This is a genomic window from Streptomyces sp. NPDC057010 (assembly GCF_042673805.1).
Classification (GTDB): Bacteria; Actinomycetota; Actinomycetes; order Streptomycetales; family Streptomycetaceae; genus Streptomyces.
The window spans coordinates 18976-44417 of record NZ_JBHUSC010000003.1 but is presented as its reverse complement, the minus strand read 5'-3'; the positions used below and the strand labels follow the sequence as shown (position 1 = coordinate 44417).

Genomic DNA, 25442 nt, shown 5'->3' with positions numbered 1-25442 from the left:
CGGCGATGTTCTTGACGTCGCCCTTGTAGATCCAGACCTTCACGCCGATGGGCGCGATCGGTATGCGGGGAGTTTGCCGGGGGTGTTCCGGACCGTTACCCCGGACGGCTATCCGGGGGCTCCGGCCGCCCGCGGTCAGTGGATGATCCCGGTCCGGAGGGCCACGGCGACCATCCCGGCCCGGTCGCCGGTGCCCAGCTTGCGGGCGATCCGGGCGAGGTGGGACTTGACGGTCAGGGCGGACAGGCCCATTGAGACGCCGATGGCCTTGTTGGACTGGCCCTCCGCGACGAGGCGCAGGACCTCGACCTCGCGGCCGGAGAGCTCCCGGTAGCCGCCCGGGTGGCTCGGGGCACCCGGGGGGCGGCGGTGCATACGGGCGGCGGCAGCGCCGATGGGGGCGGCGCCGGGCCGGGTGGGGAGCCCGATGTTGGTGCGCGTACCGGTGACGACGTAGCCCTTCACACCGCCGGCGAGGGCGTTGCGTACGGCGCCGATGTCGTCGGCGGCGGACAGCGCCAGGCCGTTGGGCCAGCCCGCGGCACGGGTCTCGGAGAGCAGGGTGAGACCGGAACCGTCGGGCAGGTGGACGTCGGCCACGCAGATGTCGCGCGGGCTGCCGACGCGGGGACGGGCCTCCGCGATGGACGACGCCTCGATCACGTCACGGACTCCGAGGGCCCACAGATGGCGGGTCACGGTGGAACGGACGCGCGGGTCGGCCACGACGACCATGGCCGTCGGCTTGTTCGGGCGGTAGGCGACCAGGCTTGCGGGCTGCTCGAGAAGAACGGACACCTAGGCCTCCTGGGGGAGTGGCGGGACGAGCCGGCTCGGGGAAGGCAGCCGGTGCGAACCGTGCGGATGGTCACTGACTCCTTCGGCACGTCACCCGCCCGGCTTTAGGGAATGATCACGATTTGGTGAGTAACAATTCGGGCAATTCGGACGCACGATCGATCATCGGGTGATCAGAAGCCGCACCGGATGCTCCGAACTGCCACGCGGATGCGGGTCCGATCGGTCGTGACGTGCGCGAAAGCCGGCCGGACGCCCCGTGAGGCCTCCGCCGGGGGCCGTACGGCGCCCCGCCGGGCTCCGCCCGTACGAGTGGTGCCGCGACCGCTCTTACGGGTGGTGCGGACCGCGCCGCTGCGGCAGGGAGACCACGCCCGTGGCCGAGTCCGTCGGCCCCACCGGGGGCAGCCCCGCGATCTGGCACAGCAGCTCACACCACGCCGCCAGGTGCGCCGAGGTGTCCGGCACCCCGCCCACCCCCTCGCGCGGCGTCCACGAGGCTCTGATCTCGATCTGCGTCGCCGGCCGCCGCTCCCCGAGCCCGCCGAAGTAGTGCGAGCTCGCCATGGTCACGGTCCCGCTCGCCTCCCCGTACGTCAGCCCGCGCGCGTCCAGCGCCCCCGTCAGCCAGGACCAGCACACCTCGGGCAGCAGCGGGTCCGCGGCCATCTCCGGCTCCAGCTCCGCCCGTACGAGCGTGACCAGCCGGAACGTGCCCTGCCAGGCGTCGTGCCCGGCCGGATCGTGGAGCAGGATCAGCCGGCCGTCGGCCAGGTCGTCCTCCCCGTCGACCACCGCCGCCTCCAGCGCGTAGGCGTGCGGGGCCAGTCTCTGAGGCGGCTTCGTGGGGTCGATCTCGATCCCCGGACGCAGCCGCGCCTTCTTCAAGCCGTCGACCGCCCGCCGGAACGGGAGCGGGACGGAGCTCTCCTTCGCGCTGTCCATACCGTCAGCGCCATCTGAAAATCGTCCCTGAGCCGCAGCCATGCGGGGAAGACTAGGCGGTATGTGCGCCCGTACGGCGCAGGGACACCCGCGCCGGGCCGGGCACTTCTTCATACGTGCGAAGATTTGGGTCGTGAGCGCCAACGACCGCCCCCAGGGCACGCCGAGTCAGACGTACGATTCCGCCTTCCTGAAGGCGTGCCGGCGGGAGCCGGTGCCGCACACCCCGGTGTGGTTCATGCGGCAGGCGGGGCGTTCGCTCCCGGAGTACCGCAAGGTGCGCGAGGGCACGCAGATGCTGGAGTCCTGCATGCGGCCCGACCTGGTCACCGAGATCACGCTGCAGCCGGTGCGCCGCCACAAGGTGGACGCGGCGATCTTCTTCTCCGACATCGTGGTCCCGCTGAAGGCCATCGGCGTCGACCTGGACATCAAGCCGGGCGTCGGCCCGGTCGTCGCCCAGCCGATCCGCCGCCGCGAGGACCTCGCACAGCTGCGCGACCTCACCCCGGAGGACGTCTCGTACGTCACCGAGGCGATCGGCATGCTCACGGGTGAACTGGGCGCCACGCCGTTGATCGGTTTCGCGGGTGCGCCTTTCACCCTCGCGAGCTACCTCGTCGAGGGTGGCCCGTCGAAGAACCACGAGCACACCAAGGCCCTGATGTACGGGGACCCGAAGCTGTGGGCGGAGCTGCTCGACCGCCTCGCGGAGATCACCTCCGCCTTCCTGAAGGTCCAGATCGAGGCCGGCGCCTCCGCGATCCAGCTCTTCGACTCCTGGGTCGGCGCGCTCGCCCCGGCGGACTACCGCCGCTCGGTGATGCCCGCGTCGGCGAAGGTCCTGGAGTCCGTCGCCTCCTACGGGGTCCCGCGCATCCACTTCGGCGTGGGCACCGGCGAGCTGCTGGGCCTCATGGGCGAGGCTGGCGCCGACGTCATGGGCGTCGACTACCGCGTCCCGCTGGACGAGGCCGTCCGCCGCGTGGGCCCCGGCAAGGCGCTCCAGGGCAACCTGGACCCTGCCGTCCTCTTCTCCACCCCGCAGGCCGTGGAGGCCAAGACCGACGAGGTCCTCGCGGCCGCCGCCGGCCTGGAGGGCCACGTCTTCAACCTGGGCCACGGCGTCCTCCCGACGACGGACCCGGACGCGCTGACCCGCCTGGTGGAGTACGTCCACACCCAGACGGCCCGCTGAACCCTCCCCGTTCCGCGCACGTCCGCCTTCGGCCAACATCCGGCGGGATCGCGCGGCCCCGGCACGTCGCGGCGCGCGGTTCAGTAACCTGACCCGCCCCCGGACAGCAGGAGGCGGACATGCGGGGCGGAACGGTCGCCGTGGTCGGCGGGAGCATCGCGGGTTGCGCCATCGCCACGGCGGCGGCGCGGGCGGGCGCCGGTGAGGTGGTGGTGCTGGAGCGCACGAACGGGCGGCTCCAGGACCGTGGCGTGGGACTGTGCATCCACGACGAGCGGGCCGCGGAGCTCGGCGCGAACGGGGCCCTGCCCGAGGGGATCGCGGCGCACCGGCTGGAGCGGCGCCGCTGGGTCGTCCGGGACGACGCCGGCGGGCCGGGCGGCCGGGCGATCTGGGAGCAGCCGTTCCCCTTCCACTCCTACCACTGGGGCCTGCTCTGGCGGGGGCTGCGGGAGTCGGTCCCGGACTCCGTGGTCTACCGGCAGGGGGAGACGGTGACGGCCGTCGAGGCGGCCGGAACCGAAGGCGCCGAGCTGCGGCTCCCCGACGGCTCGGCCGAGCGGTACGACCTGGTCGTCGGCGCGGACGGCTACCGGTCGGTGGTGCGCGCGGCGCTCTGCCCGGAATCCCGGCCGCACTACGCCGGATACGTGTGCTGGCGCGGGAACTTCGACGCGGCCCGGCTCGCGGAGCTGGGCAGGGACGCGGACTCGGTGCCGGAAGCGGTGACCACGGTCTGCTTCCCCGGCGGCACGTGCGTCGTCTACCGCATCCCCGGCCCGGACGGCCCCCGGGTGAACTGGGTCCTCTACGCCCCTCCGCCGCAGGACGGACAGCTGCGCTTCGACGACCCGACGAGCTTCCCGCCGGGCGGCCTGACCCCCGAACTGGCGGGCCACCTCGCCGCGCTGCTCGACCGCGAGTTCCCGCCGTACTGGGGGCGGGCGCTCGCGCTGACGGACCCGGCGGACGTGTTCGTCCAGCCCATCTACGACCTGGAGACCGCGCGCACCGCAGCGGGCCGGCTGCTGCTGGCGGGGGACGCGGCGAGCGTCGTGCGGCCGCACAACACGAGCGGCGCCGCCAAGGCCCTCCAGGACGCGGCCGCCTTCGCCGAGGGCTGGCGCCGTGCCGACTCCGTCGGGGAACTGCTGCGCGCCTACGACGCCGCCCGCGGCGCCGCCGGCCGCGAACTGGTCGCGCTGGCCCGCCGGCTGGGCCGGGCCCAGGTCGAGCGGACCCCTGCCTGGGCCGCCATGTCCGGCCCGGAGATGGGCGTGTGGTGGCAGTCCCAACTCGCCGGCGCACCGGGCATCGGCGGCCAGGCCATGCCCCGGTAGCCGGGCCTGGATGTGGCCCGCCCGAGTGCACGCGTGCGGCTCAAGGACCGGGGCTCCGCCCCGCGCCCCGCTCCTCAAACGCCGGAGGGGCTGAATTCGGTGCGGCTGTGTGGGCTCGTGCGGCTCAAGGACCATGGCTCCGCCCCGCGCCTCGATCGCCGGCGAGGCTGGATTTGGCCCGCCTCAGGCTGCACGTCCGCGTGGCGCGACCTTGGGCCCAGGCGGGCTGGATTGCCCGGAGGGCAATTTCAGCCTCGCCGGCGTTTGAGGCGCCGCCGGAGGCAAACCCAGCCCCGCCGGGGTTTGAGGCGCCGGGTCAGACGCCCGCCGCGCGGACCGCGGAGACCGCCTTGCGGGCCGCCACCAGGATCGGGTCCCACACGGGGGAGAACGGCGGGGCGTAGCCCAGGTCCAGTGAGACCATCTGGTCCACGGTCATGCCCGCGGTGAGGGCGACCGCCGCGATGTCCACCCGCTTCGCGGAACCGGCCCCGCCAACGATTTGGACGCCCAGGAGGCGGCCCGTGCGTCGCTCCGCCAGCATCTTCACCGTCATGTCCGCAGCCCCCGGGTAGTAGCCCGCCGTGTTCGTCGAGCTGATGGTGGCGGTGACGAACCGCAGCCCCGCCTCCAGCGCGTCCCGCTCGCGCAGCCCCGTGCGCGCGATCTCCAGGTCGCACACCTTGCTGACCGCCGTGCCCACCACCCCCGGGAAAGTGGCGTAGCCGCCGCCCACTCCCGAGCCGATGACCTGGCCGTGCTTGTTGGCGTGCGTGCCCAGCGGGATGTGCCGGGTGCGGCCGGCGACCAGATCCAGGACCTCCACGCAGTCGCCGCCCGACCAGATGTTGTCGTGGCCCCGGACCCGCATCGACAGGTCCGTGAGGATGCCGCCCGACGGGCCGAGGGGGAGGCCGGCCGCCCGGGCGAGGCCGGTGCGCGGCTCGACGCCGATGCCGAGCACGACCACGTCCGCGGGGTACTCCTCGCCGTCCTCCGTGGCCACCGCGCGGACCCGGCCGTCCCCGTCCTCCAGGATCTTCGTCACCTCGGCGCCGGAGACCGTACGGATCCCCATGCCGTTCATCGCGCTGTGCACCAGCCCGCCCATGTCCGGGTCCAGCGTGGCCATCGGCTGCTCGCCACGGTGCAGCACGGTGACCTCGTAGCCCCGCCCGATCAGGGCCTCCGCCATCTCGACGCCGATGTAGCCCGCGCCGACCACCACCGCCCGGCGGCCCTCCGTACGCTCCAGCGTGCCCATCAGGCGCTGACCGTCGTCCAGGCTCTGGATGCCGTGGACCCCGTGGGCGCCGATGCCCGGGAGCCTGGGGCGGACCGGGCGGGCGCCCGTCGCCAGCACGAGCTTGTCGTAGTCCGTCCAGAATTCGGAACCGCTGTCCAGATCGCGGGCGCGGACCCGGCCCCCCGCGAGGTCCAGCTCCACGACCTCGGTGCGGGTGCGCAGGTCGATGCCGCGGGCCCGGTGCTCCTCGGGGGTGCGGGCGATCAGGTCGTCGCGCTCCTCGACCAGGCCGCCGATCCAGTACGGGATGCCGCACGCGGAGTAGGAGGTGAAGTGCCCGCGCTCGAAGGCGACGATCTCCAACTCCTCCGGGCCCCTGAGCCGCCGGGCCTGTGACGCGGCGGACATTCCCGCCGCGTCACCGCCGACCACCACCAGTCGTTCCCTCGCCGCCGTCGCCATCGCCCGTACCGCCCCTTCACCATCCGCCGGTTGGTGAACACGCTACGGCCGAACGTGCGTTCATTCGTGTACGTCGGCCCCGGCGGCCTCGTCGGCGGGGGTGTCCGAAGCCGCCGCCCGGGCCGCCGGCACCGGCGGCCGGACCGGCGCCGAGGCGGCCCGCTTCCGCGGGATCAGGCCCGCCCCGGCCGGCGCCGGACGCAGCCGCCGGTACAGCCGGTACCCGAGGGCCACCAGCACGGCCGCCACCGCGAACGGCAGCAGCGCGCCCACCGCCAGCGTCACGATGCGCACGATGGCCATGAAGACCGCCCAGCCGCCGCGCAGGGCGTCCATGAAGGAGGAGTCCTCCTCCTCCTTCTTCTCCTCGGCCACCGGCTTCGGCGCCGGTTCGGAGACCTCCAGCGTGATCGTGCCCAGCGAGGTCTGGTCCTTCAGCGCCGTCTGCTGCGCCAGCAGCGACTCCAGGTCGGACTGGCGCCGGCTCAGCTCGCTCTCCAGCATCACCACCTCGCTCAGGGCGGAGGCCTTGCCCATCATCTCCCGCACCCGGGCCACGCTGGCCTGCTGCGAAGCGACGCGGCTGCCGATGTCGGCGACCTTCTCGGTGACGTCCTGCGCGTCGACCTTGCGGTGCAGGAGCTTCCCGCTGCCCTCCATGGCGCCGAGCACCGCGTCGTAGCGCTCGCCCGGCACCCGCATGGTCAGGGTCGAGGTCATCCGGCCGTCCTGGCCGCGTTTGGTGGACTCGTTGCCGACGTAGCCGCCGGCGCCGTCCGCGGCCGCCCGGGCCGCGGAGAGCGTCTTCGGGACGTCGGTGGTCTCGATGCCGAGGGTCGCCGTACGGATGACGTTGGGGCGGACGACGACCGGCTGCTGCGCGCCCTTGTCTCCCGTGGCGGGCGCCGCGGACGGAGCCGCCGCCCCCTGGGCGCCCTCCTGGGACGTCCCGTTCCGGGCGGGCGCGACCGCCGCCTTGTCCGCCGCGCGCTCCGCGCCGTCGGCGCCGCAGCCGGTGAGCGCGAGCGCCCCGGCCAGGGAGAGGGCGGCCAGGGCCGCCGCGGAGCGCTGTCTGTTCCGGGTGTGCATCGCTGTAAACCCCCGAGTTTCGGCTGGTGTTGCCGTTTCGACGTCCACGGTCCCCTCGCGGGTTTCACTTCCGCGGTCCCGGGCCGGTCCCGATGCGGTCACGGTCCGGCCTCGGTGATCGGCCCGCGTGCGGTCTGAGACGATGTGTCCATGCACGAAGCGGACAAGCGTACGGACGGCCCCGCCGGCCCCGGCCCCGGCCACGTCGTCGTCATCGGCGGCGGCATCGCGGGCCTCGCCGCGGCCCACCGGCTGCTCTCCGACGGCGTCCGCGTCACGCTGCTGGAGGCCGGGCCGCGGCTCGGCGGCAAGCTGCGGGCCGGCGAGCTCGCCGGCGCACCCGTCGACCTCGGCGCCGAATCCGTGCTGGCCCGCCGCCCCGAAGCCCTGGACCTCGCCCGGGCCGTGGGCCTCGGCGAGGCCCTCCAGCCGCCCGCCACCGCCACCGCCCGGCTCTGGACCCGCGGCACGCTGCGCGACATGCCCCGCGGCCACGTGATGGGCGTCCCGGGCGACACGGGCCCGCTCGCCGCCTCCGGCGTCCTGTCGGCCGAGGGCCTCGCCCGCATCGCCGCCGACACCGAACTCCCGCCCACCGAGGTCGGCGACGACGTGGCCGTCGGCGAGTACGTCGCCGCCCGCATGGGCCGCGAGGTCGTGGACCGGCTGGTCGAACCGCTCCTCGGCGGGGTCTACGCCGGCGACGCCTACCGGATCTCGATGCGCGCCGCCGTCCCCGCCCTCTTCGAAGCCGTCCGCACCCACCCCACGCTGACCGAGAGCGTCCGCGCCCTCCAGAGCGGGGCCGCGAGCCGTGCCGCCGCCGAGCGGACCACCGTCACCGGAGCCGCCGCCACCGGCGCCTTCTTCGCCGGGATCTCCGGCGGCATCGGCCGGCTGCCGCTCGCCGTCGCCGACGCCTGCCGGGCCGCCGGAGCGCGGCTCCTCACCAACGCCCCGGTCAGCGGCATCCACCGCACCGCCACGGGCTGGCGGATCACCGCCGCCGACCGGCTCCTCGACGCCGACGGCGTGGTCCTCGCCACCCCCGCCGGTCCCGCCGCCGAGCTCCTCGCCGGCCTCGCCCCGGCCGCGGCGGCCTCGCTGCGCGAGGTCGAGTACGCCTCCATGGCGCTGGTCACGATGGCCTTCCGCCGCTCCGACCTGCCCGCCGCGATCGCCGGCGGAGACGCCAGCGGGTTCCTCGTACCGCCCGTCGACGGCCGGACCATCAAGGCCTCCACCTTCTCCAGCAACAAGTGGGCCTGGGCCGGGGCCGACCCCGAGCTCTTCCTGCTGCGCACCTCCATCGGCCGCCACGGTGACGAGGGCGACCTCGCCCGCGAGGACTCCGAACTCGTGGACGTCTCCCTCGCCGACCTGAAGGACGCCGTCGGACTGGCCGCACGGCCGGTCGCCTCCACCGTCACCCGCTGGGACGGCGGGCTGCCCCAGTACCCCGTCGGCCACCTCTCCCGGGTCGCGCGGATCCGTACCGCGGTCGCGGCCCTGCCCGGCCTCGCCGTGTGCGGCGCCCTCTACGACGGGGTGGGCATCCCGGCGTGCATCGCCGGTGCCGGCAAGGCCGCGGAGGCCGTGATCGCCTCGATCGGCACCCCTGGCACGGACCACTGATCGGCACTGGGACAATAGGCACATGACTGCACCAGAGAAGATTCCCAACGCGGGGAAGAAGGCGAAGGACCTCAACGAGGTCATCCGCTACACCCTGTGGTCCGTCTTCAAGCTGAAGGACGTTCTGCCCGAGGACCGCACCGGCTACGCCGACGAGGTCCAGGAGCTTTTCGACCAGCTGGCCGCCAAGGACATCACCGTCCGCGGCACCTATGACGTCTCCGGCCTGCGCGCCGACGCGGACATCATGATCTGGTGGCACGCGGAGACCTCGGACGAGCTGCAGACCGCCTACAACCTGTTCCGCCGCACCAAGCTGGGCCGCGCGCTGGAGCCGGTGTGGTCGAACATGGCCCTGCACCGCCCGGCCGAGTTCAACAAGTCGCACATCCCGGCCTTCCTGGCCGACGAGGTGGCCCGCGACTACGTCAGCGTGTACCCCTTCGTGCGCTCGTACGACTGGTACCTGCTGCCCGACGAGGACCGTCGCCGCATGCTCGCCGACCACGGCAAGATGGCCCGCGGCTACCCCGATGTGCGCGCCAACACCGTCGCCTCGTTCTCGCTCGGCGACTACGAGTGGCTGCTGGCCTTCGAGGCCGACGAGCTCTACCGCATCGTCGACCTCATGCGTCACCTGCGTGCCTCCGAGGCGCGCATGCACGTCCGCGAAGAGGTGCCCTTCTACACCGGGCGCCGCAAGTCCGTCGCCGATCTGGTGGCCGGGCTCGCCTGATACCTCCCCTGGGGGGAAGGACCGGAGGACTGACCTCCTCCGGTGGATCGGGAGGCCCTGCCCCCGAAACGACGCAGCCGGAGACCCCGCCCGGAAGTTCAGACGACAGGCGGCAGCAGTGCCCTGCGGGCACGTGCTGCCCCGTCGTCCAGCGACACCGGTGCGGGCTCCGGATGCGGCGCACACGTGACGCGCCACCCCGGGGTGGCGCCCGTCAGCAGATACCGCTCCACGTGCCGGTCCACGCAGCCGTTGCGTCCGCCGGACACCCCGTGGGCGCCCGCCCCGCGCTCCGTGACCAGCGCGGCCCCGGCGCCCAGCCGCCGCTGGAGTTCCAGAGCGCCCGGGTACGGGGTCGCCCCGTCCCGCTCCGCCGCGACGATCAGCGTGCGGGGGAGACCGGCTCCCGCCGGCCCGGTTCCGACGTCGACCGGCCGCTGCCGGGGGCGCACCGGCCAGTAGGCGCACGGCAGGTTCAGGAACGCGTTGGGCCAGGTCTCGAAGGGGGCCGTGCGGGCCAGTTCGGTGTTGTCGCGGTCCCAGGTCTGCCAGTCGCCGGGCCAGGGAGCGTCGTTGCACAGCACCGCCGTGTACACCGCCCTCGCGTTCTCGGCGCCGGCCGCCGCGGCCGGGTCCGGTGCGGCCTGCGCGGTCAGCGGGCCCGGATCGCCGCGCAGGAAGGCCGCCAGGGCCGCCGCCCGCTCCGGCCACACGTCGTCGTAGTACGCGGCCTGGAGGTAGGCGGCCTGGAGTTCCCCGGTCCCGACGGATCCGCCCGCGGGGGTACGGGCCACCGCGTCCCGGACGCGTTCGTAGCTCGCCTGCACCGCCGCCGGGGTGGAGCCGAGGCCGTACGCGCCGTGGTGGCGGGCGGCCCAGGCGCGGAAGTCGTACCAGCGGCGCTCGAACGCCGGTGCCTGGGCGAGGTTGTTGCGGTACCAGACGCGGCGCGGGTCGGGATCGACCGCCGAGTCGAGGACCATGCGGCGGACGCGGCCGGGGTGGAGGGTTGCGTAGACCGCGCCCAGGTAGGTGCCGTACGAGGCGCCCACGAAACTCAGCCGCTCCTCGCCGAGGGCGGCGCGCAGCACGTGCAGGTCGCGGACGTTGTCGAGGGTCGTGTAGTGGGCGAGGGCGGAGCCGGCCCGCCGGGCGCAGTCGCGGGCGTAGGCGCGCGCGGCGTCGACGCGCTGCCGCTTGTACGCGGGGGAGGGCTCGGCGGGGACCTGGGTGGGGCCGTGGGCGCGGGTGGCGGGGTCCTGGCAGGACAGCGGGGCGGAGCGGCCGACTCCGCGCGGGGCGTAGCCGACGAGGTCGTAGGCGGCGGCGATCCGCCGCCACCCGGGGGTGTCGGCGAGGAGCGGGAAGTACATGCCGGAGGCGCCGGGGCCGCCGGGGTTCTGGACGAGGGCGCCCTGGCGGGCGGCACCGTCCGCGCCGGTCGCCGGGACGCGGCTGACGGTGAGGGAGATCTGTGGCCCGCCCGGGCGGGCGTAGTCGAGCGGCACGCGGAGGGTCGCGCAGCGGACGGGGGCGGGGAGCTCCTCGACGGCGGGGCACGGCCCGAACCGGAGTCCTTCGTGGGCGGCCCGGCGGGCGACGGCCTCGGCCCCGCCCTCGGCGGCGGCGAACCCGCCCGCCCCGGCGTCCGGGGCGTCCGGGGCGGCAGTCGCGTGGGCGGTGGCGCCGAGGGTGAGGGCGAGTGCCGTCGCGATCGCTCCGGTACGGGCCCCGCGGATCAAGCCTCGCCGGCGCTTGAGGCGCGGGTCCGGGCGGAGCCCGGGTGGGGGCCCCTCCCGGACGAAGTCTGGGGGAGGTGGAAGGGCGGGTAGGGGACGGCCCCGCGCAGCGGTCCCCCCCCCCGCCCCCGCCCCCACCCGCACCTGCCCGGCCAGGGCCAGGGCAGGGGCCAAGACGAGCGGCTTCCGCATGACGGTCCCTTCGTATCGTCCGATGAGACGACCATCGGACGGGGGCCGAGTAAAGGATCGGCGGGCCGGTGTCGGCCTCAATGGCCCCGTTGCCGCGGGATCCACCCCCGGTTGCCGTATCCCAGGGCCGCCCGCAGCCCCGGATCGGTGATCACCCGGATCCCGCGCACGGCCACCGAGGTCAGCGACTGCGCGTCGCCGCGCTCCCGGTCCAGCGCGACGAGCAGCCGCTGGCCGGCCGGGGAGGCCCAGCGCGAGTACGGGTGGGCCTCGAAGCGGGCAATGGCCAGGCAGCCCGCGCCGAGGATCAGCGGCAGCGAGAACCAGGCCAGGATCATGGCCGAGGTCGTATCCCTGCCCGCCGGGAGGGCGAGGGAGACCGCGGCCATCGCGACGACCAGCAGGGTGGCCCCGCGCACGGCCCGGACGCCGTCGCCGATCCCGCGCCGGGACCCGGCGGGCAGCGCGAGACCGGCTTCGCCGAGCCGGTCCGCGAGGGCCCGTACCGCCTCGTCCCGGGCCACCGTGGACCGCAGGTCCAGTACGGGGGACTGCCCGTCGGGCCCGAACGCGCCGAGCACGGACCGCTCGTGGGCGTCGCGGCCGACGGGGTCGACGACGGTGGCCCAGCCGGTGTGGGCCAGCAGCAGCCGCCGCTGGCGCTCCATCGACAGCAGCGTCAGATCGGCCACCCGCCGTGGACCGCCGGCGAGGTAGGCGGCCTCGTACAGGTTCAGCTCGTCATGGCGGCGCGCGGCGGCTGAGCCGGTGACGGGCTCGGTGGCGCGGCCGGCGGCCGCCAGGAGGAGGGCGCACGACCACAGCACCCCCGCCCAGGCCACCAGCAGGAACAGGACCCAGAACATTCCCGCTTTCTACAAGCAGTTGATGTGCCTGGTCGGGCGTACGGCGGAGGTGTGAGCAGCTTGTGATGTGACCGTGATGGGCAGTCAGGAACTGCTGGAGCAGCTCGAACCGGACGAACTGCTGCAACTCGAACTGCTGCCGCCGCAACTGGAACTGCTGCTTCCGCAGCTGCTGCCGCCGGAGGAACCGCAGCCGGACCCCGAGGAGGAGCAGCTGCTGCCGCCGGAGGAGCCGCAGCCCGAACCGGAACCGCAGCCGGAGCTGCCCCCGCTGCCGCCATCGCTCCCGGCGCACCAGACGACGGGCAGGACATCGGGGGAGGAGCCGCACGAGGACCCGCACGAGGACCCGCCCGAGGAGTCCGGCCGGTGCGGACGGGAGCGCGACTGGGCCGCCGCCAGCCGGGTGGCGCGCGCGGCCGGCACCAGCTGCCCGCGCAGGAACGGATCCCGCAGGCCCCGCAGCCCGAACAGCGCGGTCTGCACGTGCGGGGTCGGGTCGTTGACGTACGAGGAGCGCAGGTCGCGCAGTGCCCGCATCCCCGCGGGAGTGAGCCGGCCCTTGGCGCGGGCCGCGCAGACCAGGCCCGCCACGAGGCCGGCCAGCAGGACGGGAAGCACCTTCACGACGAAGGGCACCTGGTCCACCCCGGGCCGCAGGACGTACGCCACGAAGGTGAGCGGGATCGACACCGGGATCAGGATCCCGCACACCACGGCCTGGATCACGGCCCAGCGCCGCCAGGTCCGGCCCCACCCGGGCGGCGAGAGCAGCCCGCGCGCGGCCAGCGCGTCCCCGGTCTCCTGCACGGCCGGGTCGAGCATGGCGGCGTAGCGGACCTGGTAGAGCCAGCCCGAGGGCGCGCCCTGGTGGGCCTGGAGGACGGCGCGCTCGGCGGGGTCGTAGGCGCGCGCACCCGGGCGTACCTGGACGATGCCGGGGCCGCCGACGACCAGCCGGCCGTCCGAGAGCATCGAGACGAGCGCGGCGTCCACGACGGTACCGGGGCCGCCCGCCATGAACGCGGCCTCGGACAGGTCGTGCAGGGCCGGCGCCGGGCCGGCCCACCGGGGCCGGGAGCGGCGCAGGCCGCGGATCAGCAGGCCGCCGGAGACGGCGACGCCGAGCCAGATCGCGAGGGCGAGGACGTTCATGCCGCCCTCCCCACCAGGGCCCGGGCCCAGCGCACGACCCGGCGGGGCGGCCGTGCCCCGGCCCGGTCCCGCCACCAGGCGGTGAGCCGGCGCCGGGCGGCCGGGTCGGCCGGCAGGTCGCGGATCAGCAGGTGCTCGGCGAAGTCCAGCGCGTCGCGGCGGTACCCGCCGGTCATGGGACGGCCCTTGGCGTACGCGAGGAACGCCGCGCGGTACGGCTCGGCGCCGCCCAGGATCCCCGGCAGCTCGGGCGCCACCCGGGCCACGACGTCGGCCCGCTTGGCGGCGAGCGAACGGGCCTGCACCCGGATCCGCTGCCGGTCGAACCCCTCGGGCACGGGCGTCCCGGCCACCAGCGCCGACAGCAGCGCGGCCTGCTCCAGCGCCACCCGCGTCCGAGCCGCCTCGGCGACGCCCGGCTCCGCGGCGCCGCCCTGGCCGGCGATGTGGGTTCCGGGGGTGGCCGAAGGCCCTGCCCCCCGGCCGGCCGGCGCCAGGTCGGGAGCCTGGGTTGCCGCGCTGCCCGCGCTGACGCCCCTGCCCGCGGCCACCGCGCGCCCCGCGGCCCCGCGGATGGCGGTCAGTTCCGAGGCCAGTTCCGCCTCCGGCGGGAAGTCGTCGTCCCGTTCCAGCAGGACGCCCGGCGGGTCCACCCGGGAGCCGAGTTCGGCGAGCAGGTCGAGCACCACCGGCGGCACCGGGTGCGCGTGCGTGTCGTGCCAGACCCCGCCCCGCTCGATCCCGCCCGCGACGTGCACGTACGCCAGCGCCTCCAGCGGGATCGCGTCCAGTACGGCGGCCGGGTCCTCGCCCCGGTTGACCCGGTTGGTGTGCAGGTTGGCCACGTCGATGAGCAGCCGCACCCCGGTCCGCTCGACCAGCTCCGTCAGGAACTGCCCTTCCGTCAGCTCCTCGCCGGGCCACGAGAACAGCGCGGCGATGTTCTCCAGCGCCAGCGGCACCGGCAGCGCGTCCTGCGCGATCCGCACGTTCTCGCACAGCACGTCCAGCGCGTCCCGCGTGCGCGGCACCGGCAGCAGGTGCCCGGCCTCCAGCACCGGCCGCACGGCCGACGAGCTGCGGACGAAGGCGATGTGCTCGGTGACGAGCGGCGCCCCCAGCGCCACCGCCCGCTCGCCGAGCGCCGCGAGCTTCCCCGGGTCGGGCCGGTCGGCGCCGCCGATGCCCAGCGAGACCCCGTGCGGCACGACGCGCGTCCCGCGGTCGAGCAGCCGCACCAGCGACTCGGGCAGGTGGCCCGGGCAGATGTTCTCGGCCACCACCTCGACCCAGTCCAGGCCGGGCAGCCGCTCCACGGCGTCCGCGATCTCCGGCCGCCAGCCGATGCCCACCCCCAGGTGTGCCATGGGCTTCATGTCCCCTCGCCCCCTCTCCCCGCGTCCCATCGGACCGTGTGCCGAAGTCATGGCCCCGTCGACGTCGGGCCAACCGTGGGCAAGGGACGTTCAGAGCAACATTTGAGGTTCCCCGGCACGGGCCGGGGCGGGTGGGGCGGCCCTACAGCCGGGCCCGCAGGGCCGGGTGGTCGGCGATCACCGTCGCGCTGCCCGGTGCGATCTCGGTGAACCCGGCGTCCCGGACCACGGGCAGGCCGCTCCCGCTCAGCTCCGCCCACCGCCCGCGCGGGGCCGTCCGTACGGCCAGCCGGAAGCCCGAGTCCTGCCACGCGGTCCGCTCCGCGGCCGTCAGCTCCCACCACGCCAGCTGGGCCGCGTGCCCGGCCTGGGCCATCGCCTTGCCGGCCGACATGTCGAGGTCGGGGTTGAGCCACAGCACCGGAACACCCGGCTCCACGGCGGCGTCCACCGGCTCCGGGTCGTCCAGGTCCGTACCGGACACCTGGAGCTTCGCCAGCTCCTTGGGCCAGCCGTCCAGCGGAACCGGCGGGAAGACCCGCACCTCCGAGGTGTCACCGTGCACCGTGACACCCGGCAGGGTCCCCGCCTTGCGCCACTCCGCGCCGCGCGCCCGCCGGACCACCTTGCGGATCCGCGCGTCCTGCCAGTCCCGGACCGCGGCGGCCCACTCGCCCTCGCCCAGCGCACGCTCGTCGGTCAGCAGGACCAGCACCGCGCGCGCCGCCGTCTCCAGCGCGTCCGTCCGGGCGGGCGGCTCGGTCTTCTCGATCCGCACCACCAGCGGCAGGACGAACTGCGGTGCCTCGTCGCGCAGGGCGTGCTCCCGCCGGAAGGGGCTGTCCGCCCCGACCGCCGGTACGTCCGTGGAGTGGTTCGTGTGCTGGCTGCTCATCCCGCCAAGGATGCCAGGGTCCGCCTTGAGGATGATGCCGAGGGGGTCCGGGCCGGGCGAGGATCGACGGCATGAAGAGTGATCTTTTCGCGTCCGAGAACCTGGTCCAGCCGGCCGTCGCCCCTGGCATGTCCCTGCAGAACGCCAAGTCCGTGAAGTACGCCGTCAACGGCGAGATGCTGGCCCGCCAGGGCTCGATGGTCGCCTTCCGCGGCAACCTCCAGTTCGAGCGCAAGGGCCAGGGCATCGGAGGCATGCTCAAGCGCGCGGTCACGGGCGAGGGCCTGGCGCTCATGTCCGTACGCGGCCAGGGCGAGGCCTGGTTCGCCCACCAGGCGGGCAACTGCTTCATCATCGACTTCGAGCCGGGCGACGCGCTGACCATCAACGGCCGCAACGTCCTGTGCTTCGACGCGACCCTCTCCTACGAGATCAAGATGCTGAAGGGCGCCGGCATGACCGGCGGCGGCCTCTTCAACAGCCTCTTCACCGGCACCGGCAAGCTCGCCGTGGTCTGCGACGGCAACCCGATCGTCATACCGGTCACCCCGCAGTCCCCCGTCTACGTGGACACGGACGCGGTCGTCGGCTGGAGCGCGCAGCTGGAGACCGGACTGCACCGCTCCCAGTCGGTCGGCTCGATGCTCCGCGGCGGCTCCGGCGAGGCCGTCCAGCTCAGCCTGCGCGGCGAGGGCTTCGTCATCGTCCGCCCGAGCGAGGTCACCGAGACGGCGGCCGCGCACTGAACCTGACCGGCGTGGGACGCCGCTACGGACGGCGCCGGCCCTGGGTGCTGCGGGGGGTCACCCTGGACCTCCCGCGCGGCGCCCTCGTCCGGATCGAAGGCGGCAACGGCGGCGGCAAGTCCACCCTGCTCAGGCTCGTCGCCGGGACCGACGCCCCGACCGAGGGCCGCATCGGCGGCCGCCCCGCCCGCACCGCCTACGTACCCGAGCGCTTCCCGGCGGCGCTGCCCCTCACGGCCGCGTCCTACCTGACCCACCTCGGCCGGGTCCACGGGCTGCCCCGCGCCGAGGCGGCCCGCCGGGCGGCCGGCTGGCTGGAGCGGTTCGGGGCCGCCGCGTACGCCCGCACCCCGCTGGCCGAACTGTCCAAGGGCAGCAGCCAGAAGGTGGCCGTCGCCCAGGCGCTGCTCGCCGAACCGGCGCTGCTCGTCCTCGACGAGGCCTGGACCGGGCTCGACGCCGCGGCCCGCGCCGAGCTGGACCTCGCCGTCGCCGAACGCACCGCGGCCGGGGGCACGGTGGTGTTCGTCGACCACGACCCGCGGCGGCTCGCGGGCGCCCCCGACGCGCACTACCGGGTCGAGGGCGGCGCGCTGGCGCCCGCTCCGGCCCCGCACCCGGCCCGGGCCGCGGCTCCCGCTCCGGCCCCGGGCGCGGAGCTCTCGTACGTCCGGATCCACGCGGCGGGCCCGCCCGGCAGCACCCCGCCCCCGGGCCTGGCCGGCCTGCCCGCCCCGGACGGGGGAGTCCTGTTCACGGTCGCCGCACACCGCTCCGACGCCGCGCTGCGCGAGCTGCTCACCGCCCGGCCGCCCTGGCACATCCGCACCGTGGAGGAACTCCCGTGACCGCCCTGCTCCGTTACCAGGGCGCCCTGCTCCTGCGCTCCCAGCGCTGGATCGCCCCCCTCGTCGTGTACGCCGCCTTCGTGGCCGTCGGGATCCGGCCGGGTGACCCCGTCCTGGACTCCCTCGGCTACGCCGCCGCCGGGCTGGTCCCGCAGACCGCCTGGCTGGTCCGGATCTGCGTCACCGGCGAACCGGACGCCGCCCGCGACTGCGCGGCCGCCGCGGCCGGTCCCGTACGGATCCACGCGGCAGCCCTGCTCACCGCCCTCGCGGGGGCGCTGCTCGCCGGAGCGGCGGGAGGCGCCGTGGCGCTGCTGCTCGGCGACCCGGCCGGAGCGGACCCGGCCCGGGCCGCGCTCGCCGGGGCCTCGGCGGTGGCCGCCTGCGCACTGACCGGCGCGGCCGTCGGAGCCCTGTGCAGCCGGCCGCTGGTGCGGCGCCGCGGCTACGCCGTCCTGGCCGGGGGCCTCGGCTCGCTGCTGGCCTGGGTCCTCGCCGTCTCCCCGGCCCGGAGCGCGGTGTCCGCCCTGGTCACGGCGGCGCGCTCGGGGACGGCCCCGCTGCCGCTGACGGCCCTGGCGGGCGCCCTGCTGCTGGCCGCCGGCGCGGGCGCGGTGGCCTGCCGCGTCGCCGCGCGGCGCGGCTAGGACCTCCCCGGCACGTTCGCCGGGGACGAGCCGCCCGCCACGAGGAGGCGGGGCGCTCCCGTGCCGTCCGACGGGACCGACCAGATGTCGCTCCCGCGGCCGTCGGGTCCCGGCAGGGCGTAGCCGAGGGTCGCGTCGTCCAGCCAGGCGGCCTGGTCGTCGACACCGCGCGGCTCGGCCGACGGGTGCTCGCGCATCGTCGCCAGGTCGAGGACGTACAGCCGCCAGGGCGACCGGAGGTCGTCGGACACCTTCTTCTTGAACGCGACGCGGGTCCCGTCCGGGGACAGCGAGGGGCATTCGACGTTCTCGCGCACCGCCTTCGCCGACCAGTTCCGCAGGTCGCCCTCGATGAGGAAGGTGCGGCCGCCGGTGGAGACGGTGGCGTAGAAGAGGTTGTCGTCGCGCGCGAAGCTCACGCCCCAGTAGTTGACGTCGGGACGGTGGTGGCGGACCCCGTCGAGGGTCAGCGGGATCTGCTCGATGGACTTGACGAGGTATCCGGTGCGCAGGTCCAGGATCGACGTCCGCGTCGAGAAGGCGGAGGTCGCGTACGAGTCGCCGGCGGCGAACGTCGTCCACGAGAGCAGCTGCCCCGAGGCGGAGACGCGGGCCCGGTTGGGGATGCCGGGCACGGTCACCCGGCGGAGCTCGCGCAGCTGCCCGTCGAGTACGAGTGCCTCGGTGCGGGCCGGGCTGCCGGGCAGTGCGCGCAGGCACAGGGCGTGGGCCCCGGCGGTGTGGAAGCGGTCGCAGGACGGTCCGCCGGTCACGCGCGCGGCGTCCGGGCCCGGCTGCCGCGCGATCCGGCCGGTGGCCGCGTCCCGGAAGTACAGCCCGGGCTCTTCGACGCCGAAGGAGGCGTCGGCGCCGGCCTGCCGGAGCGGCCGTTCGCGGTGGCGGGCGTGCAGGACGTAGCCGAGGGAGCCGCCCGCGAGGAGGAGCACGGCGGCGAGGACGAAGGCGAGGCGCAGCCGCCGCGAGCGGAGGTTCATGACGGCTCCGGGGGAGAGGAGGGGACGACGGCCGGGGCGGAGGCGGGCAGGATCCACCGGGCGGCCACGAGCGCCCCGGCCAGCGCGAGCGAGGCGGCCCACAGGGCGGGCCGCTGCCCCCAGACGGTCCACGCCGCCCCGAACCCGGCGGCGCCCACGAGCCGCGCCAGCGCCTGGCCGCTCTGCAGCACCGCGAGCCCGCCCGCCCGGCCGTGCGCGGGCAGCAGGGGAGCGGCGAGCGCCATCAGCACGCCGTCCGTGGCGGCGTAGAACAGCCCCAGCAGGACCGGCACGCCCGCCACGGCCAGCCAGGAGACGGGCGCGAGCAGCAGGACGTACGCGCCGAGCAGGGCTCCGTGCCCGAGCAGGAAGCCCGGACGCCGCCCGGCCCGGTCGGCGATCCGGCCCGCCGGGACGGCGAGCAGCAGGTACACGGCGGCGGCGCCGAGCGGCAGCAGGGTGAACAGGGCGGGCGGCAGGTCGAGTCCGCGCAGGAGCAGCAGGTAGAGGAAGGAGTCGCCGATGGTGGCGGCGCCGAGCAGGACCGCGGCGTACAGGACCCGCCGGAAGGCGGGGTCGCGAACTGCCGCGTGTCGGGGGGCGGACGGAGCGGCGGGCGCGGCGCCGGCAGCGGGGCGGACGGGCCGTGGCGTGGCCGGGACGTACACGGCGAGCAGCAGCACGCCCAGCAGGCCCGCGCAGAAGCTGACGGCGAACACCGCGTCGTAGGCGTCGGCGGTCGCCCACAGCACGGCGAACGCGGCGAGCGGGCCGAGGAGGGCGCCCGTGGTGTCCATGGCGCGGTGCACCCCGAAGGACCGTCCCAGGGTCTCCGGGGGGCCGCTGAGCGAGATCATGGCGTCGCGCGGCGCGGTGCGGATGCCCTTGCCCAGCCGGTCGGCGGCCAGCGCGGCGGCGATCGCGGCGGCCTGGCCGCCGGCGAGCAGCAGCCCGAGCCGGGACAGCGCGGACAGCAGGTACCCGGCCCCGGCGACCCGCTTGTGGCGGCCGCCCCGGTCGGCGAGGCGCCCGCCGAGCAGCCGCACGAGTGCGGTCGCGCCGTTGAACATGCCGTCCAGGAATCCGAACTGGAGCGGGGACAGGCCGAGGCCCAGGACGAGGTAGAGCGGCAGCACCGCGGTGACCATCTCCGAGGAGACGTCGGTGACGAGGCTGACCGCGCCGAGCGCGAGGACGGCGGCGGGGACGCGCCGCCGGGCCCCTGGGGTGCGGGGCGGCGCGTCCGGGCGGCCGTTGGCGGCCAGGTACATCAGTGGCAGCTGTACTTCGGGCCGGTGTCCTTGACCGTCCCGTCCGTGGCGACGTACGTCCACCCGTAGCCGGAGTCGGTGAAGTCGAGCTTCACCACGCCGTACGGACCGCTGATCCGCTTCTGGCTGTTGGGCTGGACCTGTTCGATCGGGTAGGGCTCGGCGCCGCCCATCCCGCCGACGATCTCCACGATCCCGTCGGCGGCCGCCCTGCCCTCGGGGTCCTGCGGGGCGAACCGCTCGTAGTGGTGGTCGTGCCCGTTCAGGACCAGGTCCGCCTTCGCGCCGTACAGGATCTTCCACACCGGCTTGGAGACCGGGTCGTTGCCGTGCCCGCCGGACGAGAACAGCGGGTGGTGCCAGTAGGCGGCCACGCACTGCCGGGAGTTGGCGGCGAGGTCGGCCTTGAGCCACTCGATCTGGGCGGCCTGGTCGAAGGAGTTGGAGTCGAGGGCGATGAAGTGCCAATTGCCCTCGTCGTAGCTGTACCAGCTCTTGCCCTGCGGGAAGGCGATGCTCCCGAAATACGACCTGTACCCCGCGAGGGAGCCGGCCGGGTCGTACGTCTCGTGGTTGCCCGGGACCGGCCGGGTCTTTGCCTTGAAGGCGCCCCAGCTCTTGTCGTAGTAGGCGCGGTAGTCGGAGAGCCGGGCGTCGTCGTACTGGTTGTCGCCCATCGTCAGGTAGAACTTCGGGTCGATCCGCTGGGCCAGAGCCGCCGTCTTGGGGTGCGCGCAGCCGCTGTCGGAGGCCGTGCACTGCGCGGCGATGTCCCCGGCCGCCACCACCGTGAAGGCGCCGCCGGGCGGCGGCCCGCCGTCGAGGGTGCCGTACACCTCGGCCTCGAAGAGCGAGTAGCCGTACGAGGTGCCCCGCGCGGTCCCGTGGAGGCGCAGGTAGCGGCCCTTGCCGGAGAGGCCGGTCCAGTCGTCGGTGCCGCCGTTGCCCGCGGTCTCGGTGGCGAGCGGGGTCCAGGCGGCGCCGTCGGCGGAGATCTCGACGCGGTAGGCCTTGGCGTAGGCAGCCTCCCAGGTCAGGCGGACCCGGGAGACGGTGGCGGAGGCGCCGAGGTCGACCCGGATCCACTGCGGGTCCTTGCCCTCGGCGCTGGCCCAGCGGGTGGCCGGGTCGCCGTCGAAGGCGTTCTTCGCGGCGAGCGACGAGCTCTCGACGGAGGAGGCGGTGGCCGGCTTCCCGCGCGATATGAGGGGGTCGGCGGCGGACCCGGCGGCGCCGGCCAGTCCGGGCCGGGCGAGGAGGAGCCCGCCGACGAAGAGGAGGGAGAGGAGGGAGAGGAGGGGGTGAAGTCTGCTGCGGAAGGTGTTCAGGTGCATACCTGGACTCCTTGGCCTGGAGGGCGGCGAGAGCTGGACACCGGTGCGGGGCGCCGCGCCCGGGCCCGCGGGCGGGCAGGGGGCAGCGCCACGGCGGCCGGGTCAGAGCTCTCGCTGAGCGCGTCATGCCCCGGGGATCGGGCACCGCGCCAAGCCGCCGCCCGGGACCATAACAGGAAGGAAAGTTTCCTACCAGACCTTCGGACCGCCCACTACGCTGGTACGCATGGACGAGCGGGACGAGCTGGATGCAACCGAGTCGTACTGCCCCGCCCCGGCGGCCCCGGCCGCGCGGGTGGCCGGGCCGCCCTACGCCGACTGCCTGGAGTGCGGCAAGCCCACCGAGTACGGGGTCGCGACCCCGGGCGTGGTGCTCTGCCCGGTGTGCGAGTGGCAGGACGCGCAGCGCTCGGCCTGCTCCGGCTGAGGGCGCCGGCCTACTTCCCGACGAGCTCGGAGACCTTCACGAACCGGTAGCCCCGCTTGCGCAGCTCCGGGACGATCTTCCGGACGGCCTCCTCGGTGACGGGGGCGGCGCTGCGCGTGCAGTGCATGACCACCACCGAGCCGGGCTTCACGCCGGCCAGCACCTGCTCGGCCACCGCGTCCGGGTCCTTGGCGAAGGCGTCCCCGCTGACCACGTCCCACTGGACGGCCGTGACCTTGGCCGTGGACAGGGCGCGCAGCGCCTGGTCGTCGTAGCAGCCGCCGGGGAAGCGGAAGTACGGGACGGTGTTGACCGCCCCCGCCTTGCGGAAGGCGTCGAAGGCCCGGTCCACGTCGGCGCGGGCGGCCGCGCCGTCGAGCGAGGGCAGCCCGTAGCAGGGGGACTTGAAGGCGTGGTGGCTGTACGAGTGGTTCGCGATCTCGAAGTTCGCGTCGGTGCCGATGGACTTCGCCTGGTCCGGGTACTCCTCGGCCCAGCGGCCCGTCATGAAGATCGTCGACGGAACCTTCAGGGTGCGCAGGGTCGCGATCAGCTGCGGGTTGTCGAAGTGCTCCCCGTCCGCGGCGCGCGGCCCCTGGTCGGAGGTCATGTCCGCGTCGAAGGTCAGCGCCACCGTCTTGTCGCCGTGCTGCTTCGCCCGCTCGAAGACCGGGGTCAGGCCGCCGGGGCCGGGCGCCAGCGTCGGCACCTGGTGCGGTGCACCGGCCTGCGGGGTGGCGGAAGTGGAGCCGGAGGGCGGTGCGGGGGCGGCCGCGGACGGCGCGGCCGGGGCGGGGGCCGTGGCCGCGTGGCTGCCCATACGGGCCTCACTGCCGGCGTCCGGCGTGCCGGTGCCGCCCCCGCATCCGGCGAGGGCGGCACTGAGGGCGGCGACGGCCGCCGCTTTGCGCACAGAAATGGTCACGCAGGCAAAATATATGACTATGTGGCGAGTAGCTGTCTGCGGCACTCGTCGACGTCGAAGTCACCCTCCGGATAGCGGGGGCCGATGGCCTCCAGATGCTCCAGGAGCAGCCGGCTGATCGCCCAGTTGCGGTACCACTTGCGGTCCGAGGGGACGATGAACCAGGGCGCGCCGTCCGTGGAACAGCGCTCCAGCGCCAGCTCGTACGCCTCCTGGTACGCGGGCCACAGGGCACGCTCCTCGATGTCGCCCGGGCTGAACTTCCAGTGCTTGTCGGGGTTGTCCAACCGCCGCAGGAGCCGCTCCCGCTGCTCCTCGTAGCCGATGTGGAGGAAGACCTTCACGAGGGTCACCCCGTCGTCCGCGAGGGACTGCTCGAAGCGGTTGATCTGCTCGTAGCGGCGGCCCAGCCGGCTACGCGGCACCAGCTCGTGCACCCGGGCGATGAGGACGTCCTCGTAGTGCGAACGGTCGAAGATGCCGATCTCGCCCGGCTGGGGGAGGGCCCGTTCGATGCGCCAGAGGAAGGGGTGGCCCCGCTCCTCGGGCGTGGGCGCCTTGAAGGCCTTGATGCGGCAGCCGGAGGGGTTGAACTGGCCGATCACGTGCTTGACGGTGCCGCCCTTGCCGCTGGTGTCCATGCCCTGGAGGACCAGCAGGACGCGGCGCCGGTTGCCGGCGGTGCTCGCCGCGTAGAGCCGCTCCTGGAGCGAGGCGAGCCGGTCCGCCATCGCGGCGGTGGCCGCGAGCCCGGCCGCCTTGTCGGCGGGCCCGGCGGGGAGGGCGGCGGGGTCGAAGCGGCGCAGGTCCAGCCGGTCCCCCGCGGGGGCGCGCAGCAGGTCACTCAGGGGTTCCGGCAGGGGTCTGGGGCCGGCCCCGGGCCGGGCTTCGTCCTTGGGCTTGTTCTTCTTCGCCACCGTACGATCGTGCAACGAATCGAACGGAACCGCGAGATCAGTGCTGCCAGGGCCCCGTCACCGCGAACGTGGTCCCCGGGGCATAGGCGTTGACGTACATCGTCCGGGCGTCGGGGGAGAAGGTGACCCCGGCGAACTCCCCCCACTCCGGGGCGCCGGCCGCTCCGATGTCGTCGGCGTTGCGGGCCACCGGGTAGACCTCGCCGTCGACGGTCACGCCGAACACGTACTGGGCCCCGCCGCCGTCCTCGCACACCATCAGGCCGCCGTCGGGGGTCAGGCAGATGTTGTCGGGGGAGTCCCCGGGCAGGGCGATGTCCGTTGCCGGGCCGAAGCGGACGTCCAGCCGGAGCCGGGCGCGCAGCGGGTCGTAGAACCACACCTGCCCGTGGTGGTCGGCGCCGGCCCCTTCGCGGCTGCGGGCGTAGCTGGAGACGAAGTGGACGCCGTCGCCGCCCCAGTAGCAGCCCTCCAGCTTCTGGGCGTGGGTGATCCCGCCCGGCCCGAAGTCCTGGAAGCGGATCGAGGTGCCGGCCGCGGACGGGTCCGGGACGGGGACCCACTCCACCGGGAACTCGGCGCCGGGCTCGTCCACGACCGACAGGTCCGCCAGCCCCGGTACGCGCAGCGCCTCCAGGGCGCCGCCGGCCCGCAGCGAGCCGAGGCCGCCGAGGGGCCGCTCCGGCAGGAAGCGGTAGAAGAGGCCGAAGGGCTCGATGAAGGCGTCCTCGGTCTCGTAGACGACCCCGCGGTACGGGTCCACGGCGACGGCCTCGTGCGCGAAGCGGCCCATCGCGGTGAGCGGGACCGCGCCCGAGCGGTGCGGGTCGGCGGGGTCCACCTCGAAGACGTAGCCGTGGTCCTCGGTGTAGCCGGAGGTGCCCGCGCGGTCCTCGGTCTCCTCGCAGCTCAGCCAGGTGTTCCAGGGGGTACGGCCGCCCGCGCAGTTGACGGCGGTACCGGCGAGGGCGACCCGCTCGCCGGTGACCGCGCCGGCCGGGTCGAGCTCCAGGGCGGTGCAGCCGCCGAGGGCCTGGGGGTCGTACGTGAGCCCCTCGACGGCGGGGACGCGCAGGGTGGCCGTGGTGCGGTTCTCGTGGTTGCGGACCAGCCGGACGCGGCCGCCCCCGGCGCCGAAGGCGGCCATGCCGTCGCAGTTGGCCGGCACGGTGCCCTCGCCGGAGCGGAGGGGGGTGCCGGCGCGGGAGAGGACCCGGTACGAGAACCCCGCGGGCAGGTCGAGCAGGCCGTGGGGGTCGGGCAGGAGGGGGCCGTAGCCGCGGGCCGTACGGGGGGCGCGGGCGCCGCCGATGGCCTGGCCGGTGAACAGGGCGCCGAGGGCTCCGCTGAAGGCGATTCCGCCGGCGGCGAGCAGGCTGCGTCGGGACACGGACATCGTCCCGTGGTACCACACCCCCCACCTACGGCACCCACCCCCCGCCGGGGGCTCCCCCCGTCAGCCCCACGCCCGGCTCCCTGGCGGGGGGCTCGGCCGGTCCCCTGGCGGGGGCGAGTTCCCGTGCCGGGGTGCGGGGCGGAGCCCCGGTCTTTGACCGGCACTCGGCCCAGTCAGGCCAGGCACATCCAGCCCCTCCGGCGTTTGAGGAGCGGGGTCCGGGGCGGAGCCCCGAATCCTTGACCCGCACCCACCGAGCCACAC

23 protein-coding genes are annotated in these 25442 nt (G+C 74.9%); 8 read left to right on the top strand and 15 right to left on the bottom strand.

Annotated features, from left to right (window positions below):
• Positions 1-135: 135 nt before the first annotated feature.
• On the bottom strand, positions 136-798 hold the full coding sequence (locus tag ACFTXQ_RS04715; protein ID WP_007267191.1) for a response regulator transcription factor: 663 nt from the start codon (positions 796-798) through the stop codon (positions 136-138).
• A gap of 330 nt (positions 799-1128) precedes the next feature.
• The gene (locus ACFTXQ_RS04710) at positions 1129-1785 is read right to left on the bottom strand and encodes a DUF3000 domain-containing protein (protein ID WP_382635857.1); all 657 of its coding nucleotides are present in this window, start codon (positions 1783-1785) and stop codon (positions 1129-1131) included.
• Between the two features lie 91 nt (positions 1786-1876).
• Here ACFTXQ_RS04710 and hemE point away from each other — a divergent pair, with 91 nt between their 5' ends.
• Positions 1877-2941, top strand: coding sequence for a uroporphyrinogen decarboxylase (gene hemE / locus ACFTXQ_RS04705; protein WP_382635856.1), 1065 nt, complete (start codon positions 1877-1879; stop codon positions 2939-2941).
• A gap of 119 nt (positions 2942-3060) precedes the next feature.
• On the top strand, positions 3061-4281 hold the full coding sequence (locus ACFTXQ_RS04700; RefSeq protein WP_382635854.1) for an FAD-dependent monooxygenase: 1221 nt from the start codon (positions 3061-3063) through the stop codon (positions 4279-4281).
• 316 nt (positions 4282-4597) lie between these two features.
• Here ACFTXQ_RS04700 and ACFTXQ_RS04695 read toward each other — a convergent pair whose 3' ends face one another.
• Together ACFTXQ_RS04695 and ACFTXQ_RS04690 are read right to left on the bottom strand one after the other, a co-directional pair.
• A complete protein-coding gene (locus ACFTXQ_RS04695; RefSeq protein ID WP_382635852.1) occupies positions 4598-5989 on the bottom strand; it encodes an FAD-dependent oxidoreductase in 1392 nt (463 codons plus the stop codon).
• Between the two features lie 60 nt (positions 5990-6049).
• Positions 6050-7078, bottom strand: a complete 1029-nt coding sequence (locus ACFTXQ_RS04690; protein ID WP_382635850.1) for a DUF4349 domain-containing protein — start codon at positions 7076-7078, stop codon at positions 6050-6052.
• A 150-nt stretch (positions 7079-7228) separates the two neighbouring features.
• Between ACFTXQ_RS04690 and hemG the strand changes: the two genes are divergently transcribed.
• Positions 7229-8713: a protoporphyrinogen oxidase gene (hemG, locus tag ACFTXQ_RS04685; protein WP_382635849.1), complete on the top strand. Its 1485-nt coding sequence runs from the start codon at positions 7229-7231 to the stop codon at positions 8711-8713.
• Between the two features lie 22 nt (positions 8714-8735).
• On the top strand, positions 8736-9449 hold the full coding sequence (gene hemQ / locus ACFTXQ_RS04680; protein WP_382635848.1) for a hydrogen peroxide-dependent heme synthase: 714 nt from the start codon (positions 8736-8738) through the stop codon (positions 9447-9449).
• 98 nt (positions 9450-9547) lie between these two features.
• On the opposite strand, the gene ACFTXQ_RS04675 is transcribed toward hemQ, so the two are convergent.
• The 5 genes from ACFTXQ_RS04675 to ACFTXQ_RS04655 all read right to left on the bottom strand — a co-directional run bounded on the left by ACFTXQ_RS04675 (position 9548) and on the right by ACFTXQ_RS04655 (position 15672).
• The gene (locus tag ACFTXQ_RS04675) at positions 9548-11188 is read right to left on the bottom strand and encodes an alpha/beta hydrolase (protein ID WP_382636249.1); all 1641 of its coding nucleotides are present in this window, start codon (positions 11186-11188) and stop codon (positions 9548-9550) included.
• 269 nt (positions 11189-11457) lie between these two features.
• A complete protein-coding gene (locus ACFTXQ_RS04670; RefSeq protein ID WP_382635847.1) occupies positions 11458-12246 on the bottom strand; it encodes a TIGR04222 domain-containing membrane protein in 789 nt (262 codons plus the stop codon).
• An 84-nt stretch (positions 12247-12330) separates the two neighbouring features.
• The gene (locus ACFTXQ_RS04665) at positions 12331-13401 is read right to left on the bottom strand and encodes a TIGR04222 domain-containing membrane protein (RefSeq protein WP_382635846.1); all 1071 of its coding nucleotides are present in this window, start codon (positions 13399-13401) and stop codon (positions 12331-12333) included.
• On the bottom strand, positions 13398-14777 hold the full coding sequence (locus ACFTXQ_RS04660; protein WP_382635844.1) for a DUF692 domain-containing protein: 1380 nt from the start codon (positions 14775-14777) through the stop codon (positions 13398-13400). The genes ACFTXQ_RS04665 and ACFTXQ_RS04660 overlap by 4 nt, the downstream gene beginning before the upstream one ends.
• 142 nt (positions 14778-14919) lie before the next feature.
• The gene (locus ACFTXQ_RS04655; RefSeq protein ID WP_382635842.1) at positions 14920-15672 is read right to left on the bottom strand and encodes an aminoacyl-tRNA hydrolase; all 753 of its coding nucleotides are present in this window, start codon (positions 15670-15672) and stop codon (positions 14920-14922) included.
• 71 nt (positions 15673-15743) lie between these two features.
• Between ACFTXQ_RS04655 and ACFTXQ_RS04650 the strand changes: the two genes are divergently transcribed.
• Genes ACFTXQ_RS04650 through ACFTXQ_RS04640 form a run of 3 tightly spaced genes read left to right on the top strand, consistent with a single transcriptional unit; the run spans position 15744 to position 17913 of the window.
• The gene (locus ACFTXQ_RS04650) at positions 15744-16418 is read left to right on the top strand and encodes an AIM24 family protein (protein ID WP_382635840.1); all 675 of its coding nucleotides are present in this window, start codon (positions 15744-15746) and stop codon (positions 16416-16418) included.
• Positions 16415-17266, top strand: a complete 852-nt coding sequence (locus ACFTXQ_RS04645) for an ATP-binding cassette domain-containing protein (RefSeq protein WP_382636246.1) — start codon at positions 16415-16417, stop codon at positions 17264-17266. The genes ACFTXQ_RS04650 and ACFTXQ_RS04645 overlap by 4 nt, the downstream gene beginning before the upstream one ends.
• Positions 17263-17913, top strand: coding sequence for an ABC transporter (locus tag ACFTXQ_RS04640; protein WP_382635838.1), 651 nt, complete (start codon positions 17263-17265; stop codon positions 17911-17913). The genes ACFTXQ_RS04645 and ACFTXQ_RS04640 overlap by 4 nt, the downstream gene beginning before the upstream one ends.
• On the opposite strand, the gene ACFTXQ_RS04635 is transcribed toward ACFTXQ_RS04640, so the two are convergent.
• Genes ACFTXQ_RS04635 through ACFTXQ_RS04625 form a run of 3 tightly spaced genes read right to left on the bottom strand, consistent with a single transcriptional unit; the run spans position 17910 to position 21513 of the window.
• Entirely contained in the window at positions 17910-18908 is a 999-nt protein-coding gene (locus ACFTXQ_RS04635; protein WP_382635836.1) for a hypothetical protein, read from the bottom strand. The genes ACFTXQ_RS04640 and ACFTXQ_RS04635 overlap by 4 nt on opposite strands.
• Positions 18905-20179 (bottom strand): MFS transporter, encoded by a 1275-nt coding sequence (locus ACFTXQ_RS04630; protein WP_382635834.1) that lies wholly within the window; start codon positions 20177-20179, stop codon positions 18905-18907. Before ACFTXQ_RS04630 ends, ACFTXQ_RS04635 begins: the two co-directional genes overlap by 4 nt.
• A complete protein-coding gene (locus ACFTXQ_RS04625; protein ID WP_382635833.1) occupies positions 20179-21513 on the bottom strand; it encodes a discoidin domain-containing protein in 1335 nt (444 codons plus the stop codon). Before ACFTXQ_RS04625 ends, ACFTXQ_RS04630 begins: the two co-directional genes overlap by 1 nt.
• A gap of 226 nt (positions 21514-21739) precedes the next feature.
• Between ACFTXQ_RS04625 and ACFTXQ_RS04620 the strand changes: the two genes are divergently transcribed.
• The gene (locus tag ACFTXQ_RS04620) at positions 21740-21940 is read left to right on the top strand and encodes a hypothetical protein (protein WP_382635831.1); all 201 of its coding nucleotides are present in this window, start codon (positions 21740-21742) and stop codon (positions 21938-21940) included.
• 10 nt (positions 21941-21950) lie between these two features.
• Here ACFTXQ_RS04620 and ACFTXQ_RS04615 read toward each other — a convergent pair whose 3' ends face one another.
• Genes ACFTXQ_RS04615 through ACFTXQ_RS04605 form a run of 3 tightly spaced genes read right to left on the bottom strand, consistent with a single transcriptional unit; the run spans position 21951 to position 25178 of the window.
• Positions 21951-22865, bottom strand: coding sequence for a polysaccharide deacetylase family protein (locus ACFTXQ_RS04615; protein ID WP_382635829.1), 915 nt, complete (start codon positions 22863-22865; stop codon positions 21951-21953).
• A gap of 17 nt (positions 22866-22882) precedes the next feature.
• Positions 22883-23782: a PPK2 family polyphosphate kinase gene (locus ACFTXQ_RS04610; protein WP_382635827.1), complete on the bottom strand. Its 900-nt coding sequence runs from the start codon at positions 23780-23782 to the stop codon at positions 22883-22885.
• Positions 23783-23819: 37 nt separating this feature from the next.
• Positions 23820-25178 carry an alkaline phosphatase PhoX gene (locus ACFTXQ_RS04605; protein WP_382635825.1) on the bottom strand — a complete coding sequence of 453 codons (1359 nt, stop codon included), beginning with the start codon at positions 25176-25178 and terminating at the stop codon, positions 23820-23822.
• Positions 25179-25442 lie beyond the last annotated feature (264 nt).

Coding starts and splice junctions, on each gene's coding strand:
- ACFTXQ_RS04710 (WP_382635857.1), bottom strand. CDS start 1,785: ATGGCTGCGGCTCAGGGACGATTTTCAGATGGCGCTGACGGTATGGAC.
- ACFTXQ_RS04665 (WP_382635846.1), bottom strand. CDS start 13,401: ATGAACGTCCTCGCCCTCGCGATCTGGCTCGGCGTCGCCGTCTCCGGC.
- ACFTXQ_RS04655 (WP_382635842.1), bottom strand. CDS start 15,672: ATGAGCAGCCAGCACACGAACCACTCCACGGACGTACCGGCGGTCGGG.
- ACFTXQ_RS04670 (WP_382635847.1), bottom strand. CDS start 12,246: ATGTTCTGGGTCCTGTTCCTGCTGGTGGCCTGGGCGGGGGTGCTGTGG.
- ACFTXQ_RS04605 (WP_382635825.1), bottom strand. CDS start 25,178: ATGTCCGTGTCCCGACGCAGCCTGCTCGCCGCCGGCGGAATCGCCTTC.
- ACFTXQ_RS04660 (WP_382635844.1), bottom strand. CDS start 14,777: ATGAAGCCCATGGCACACCTGGGGGTGGGCATCGGCTGGCGGCCGGAG.
- hemQ (WP_382635848.1), top strand. CDS start 8,736: ATGACTGCACCAGAGAAGATTCCCAACGCGGGGAAGAAGGCGAAGGAC.
- ACFTXQ_RS04620 (WP_382635831.1), top strand. CDS start 21,740: ATGGACGAGCGGGACGAGCTGGATGCAACCGAGTCGTACTGCCCCGCC.
- ACFTXQ_RS04625 (WP_382635833.1), bottom strand. CDS start 21,513: ATGCACCTGAACACCTTCCGCAGCAGACTTCACCCCCTCCTCTCCCTC.
- ACFTXQ_RS04650 (WP_382635840.1), top strand. CDS start 15,744: ATGAAGAGTGATCTTTTCGCGTCCGAGAACCTGGTCCAGCCGGCCGTC.
- ACFTXQ_RS04700 (WP_382635854.1), top strand. CDS start 3,061: ATGCGGGGCGGAACGGTCGCCGTGGTCGGCGGGAGCATCGCGGGTTGC.
- ACFTXQ_RS04630 (WP_382635834.1), bottom strand. CDS start 20,179: ATGTACCTGGCCGCCAACGGCCGCCCGGACGCGCCGCCCCGCACCCCA.
- ACFTXQ_RS04635 (WP_382635836.1), bottom strand. CDS start 18,908: ATGAACCTCCGCTCGCGGCGGCTGCGCCTCGCCTTCGTCCTCGCCGCC.
- ACFTXQ_RS04695 (WP_382635852.1), bottom strand. CDS start 5,989: ATGGCGACGGCGGCGAGGGAACGACTGGTGGTGGTCGGCGGTGACGCG.
- hemG (WP_382635849.1), top strand. CDS start 7,229: ATGCACGAAGCGGACAAGCGTACGGACGGCCCCGCCGGCCCCGGCCCC.
- ACFTXQ_RS04690 (WP_382635850.1), bottom strand. CDS start 7,078: ATGCACACCCGGAACAGACAGCGCTCCGCGGCGGCCCTGGCCGCCCTC.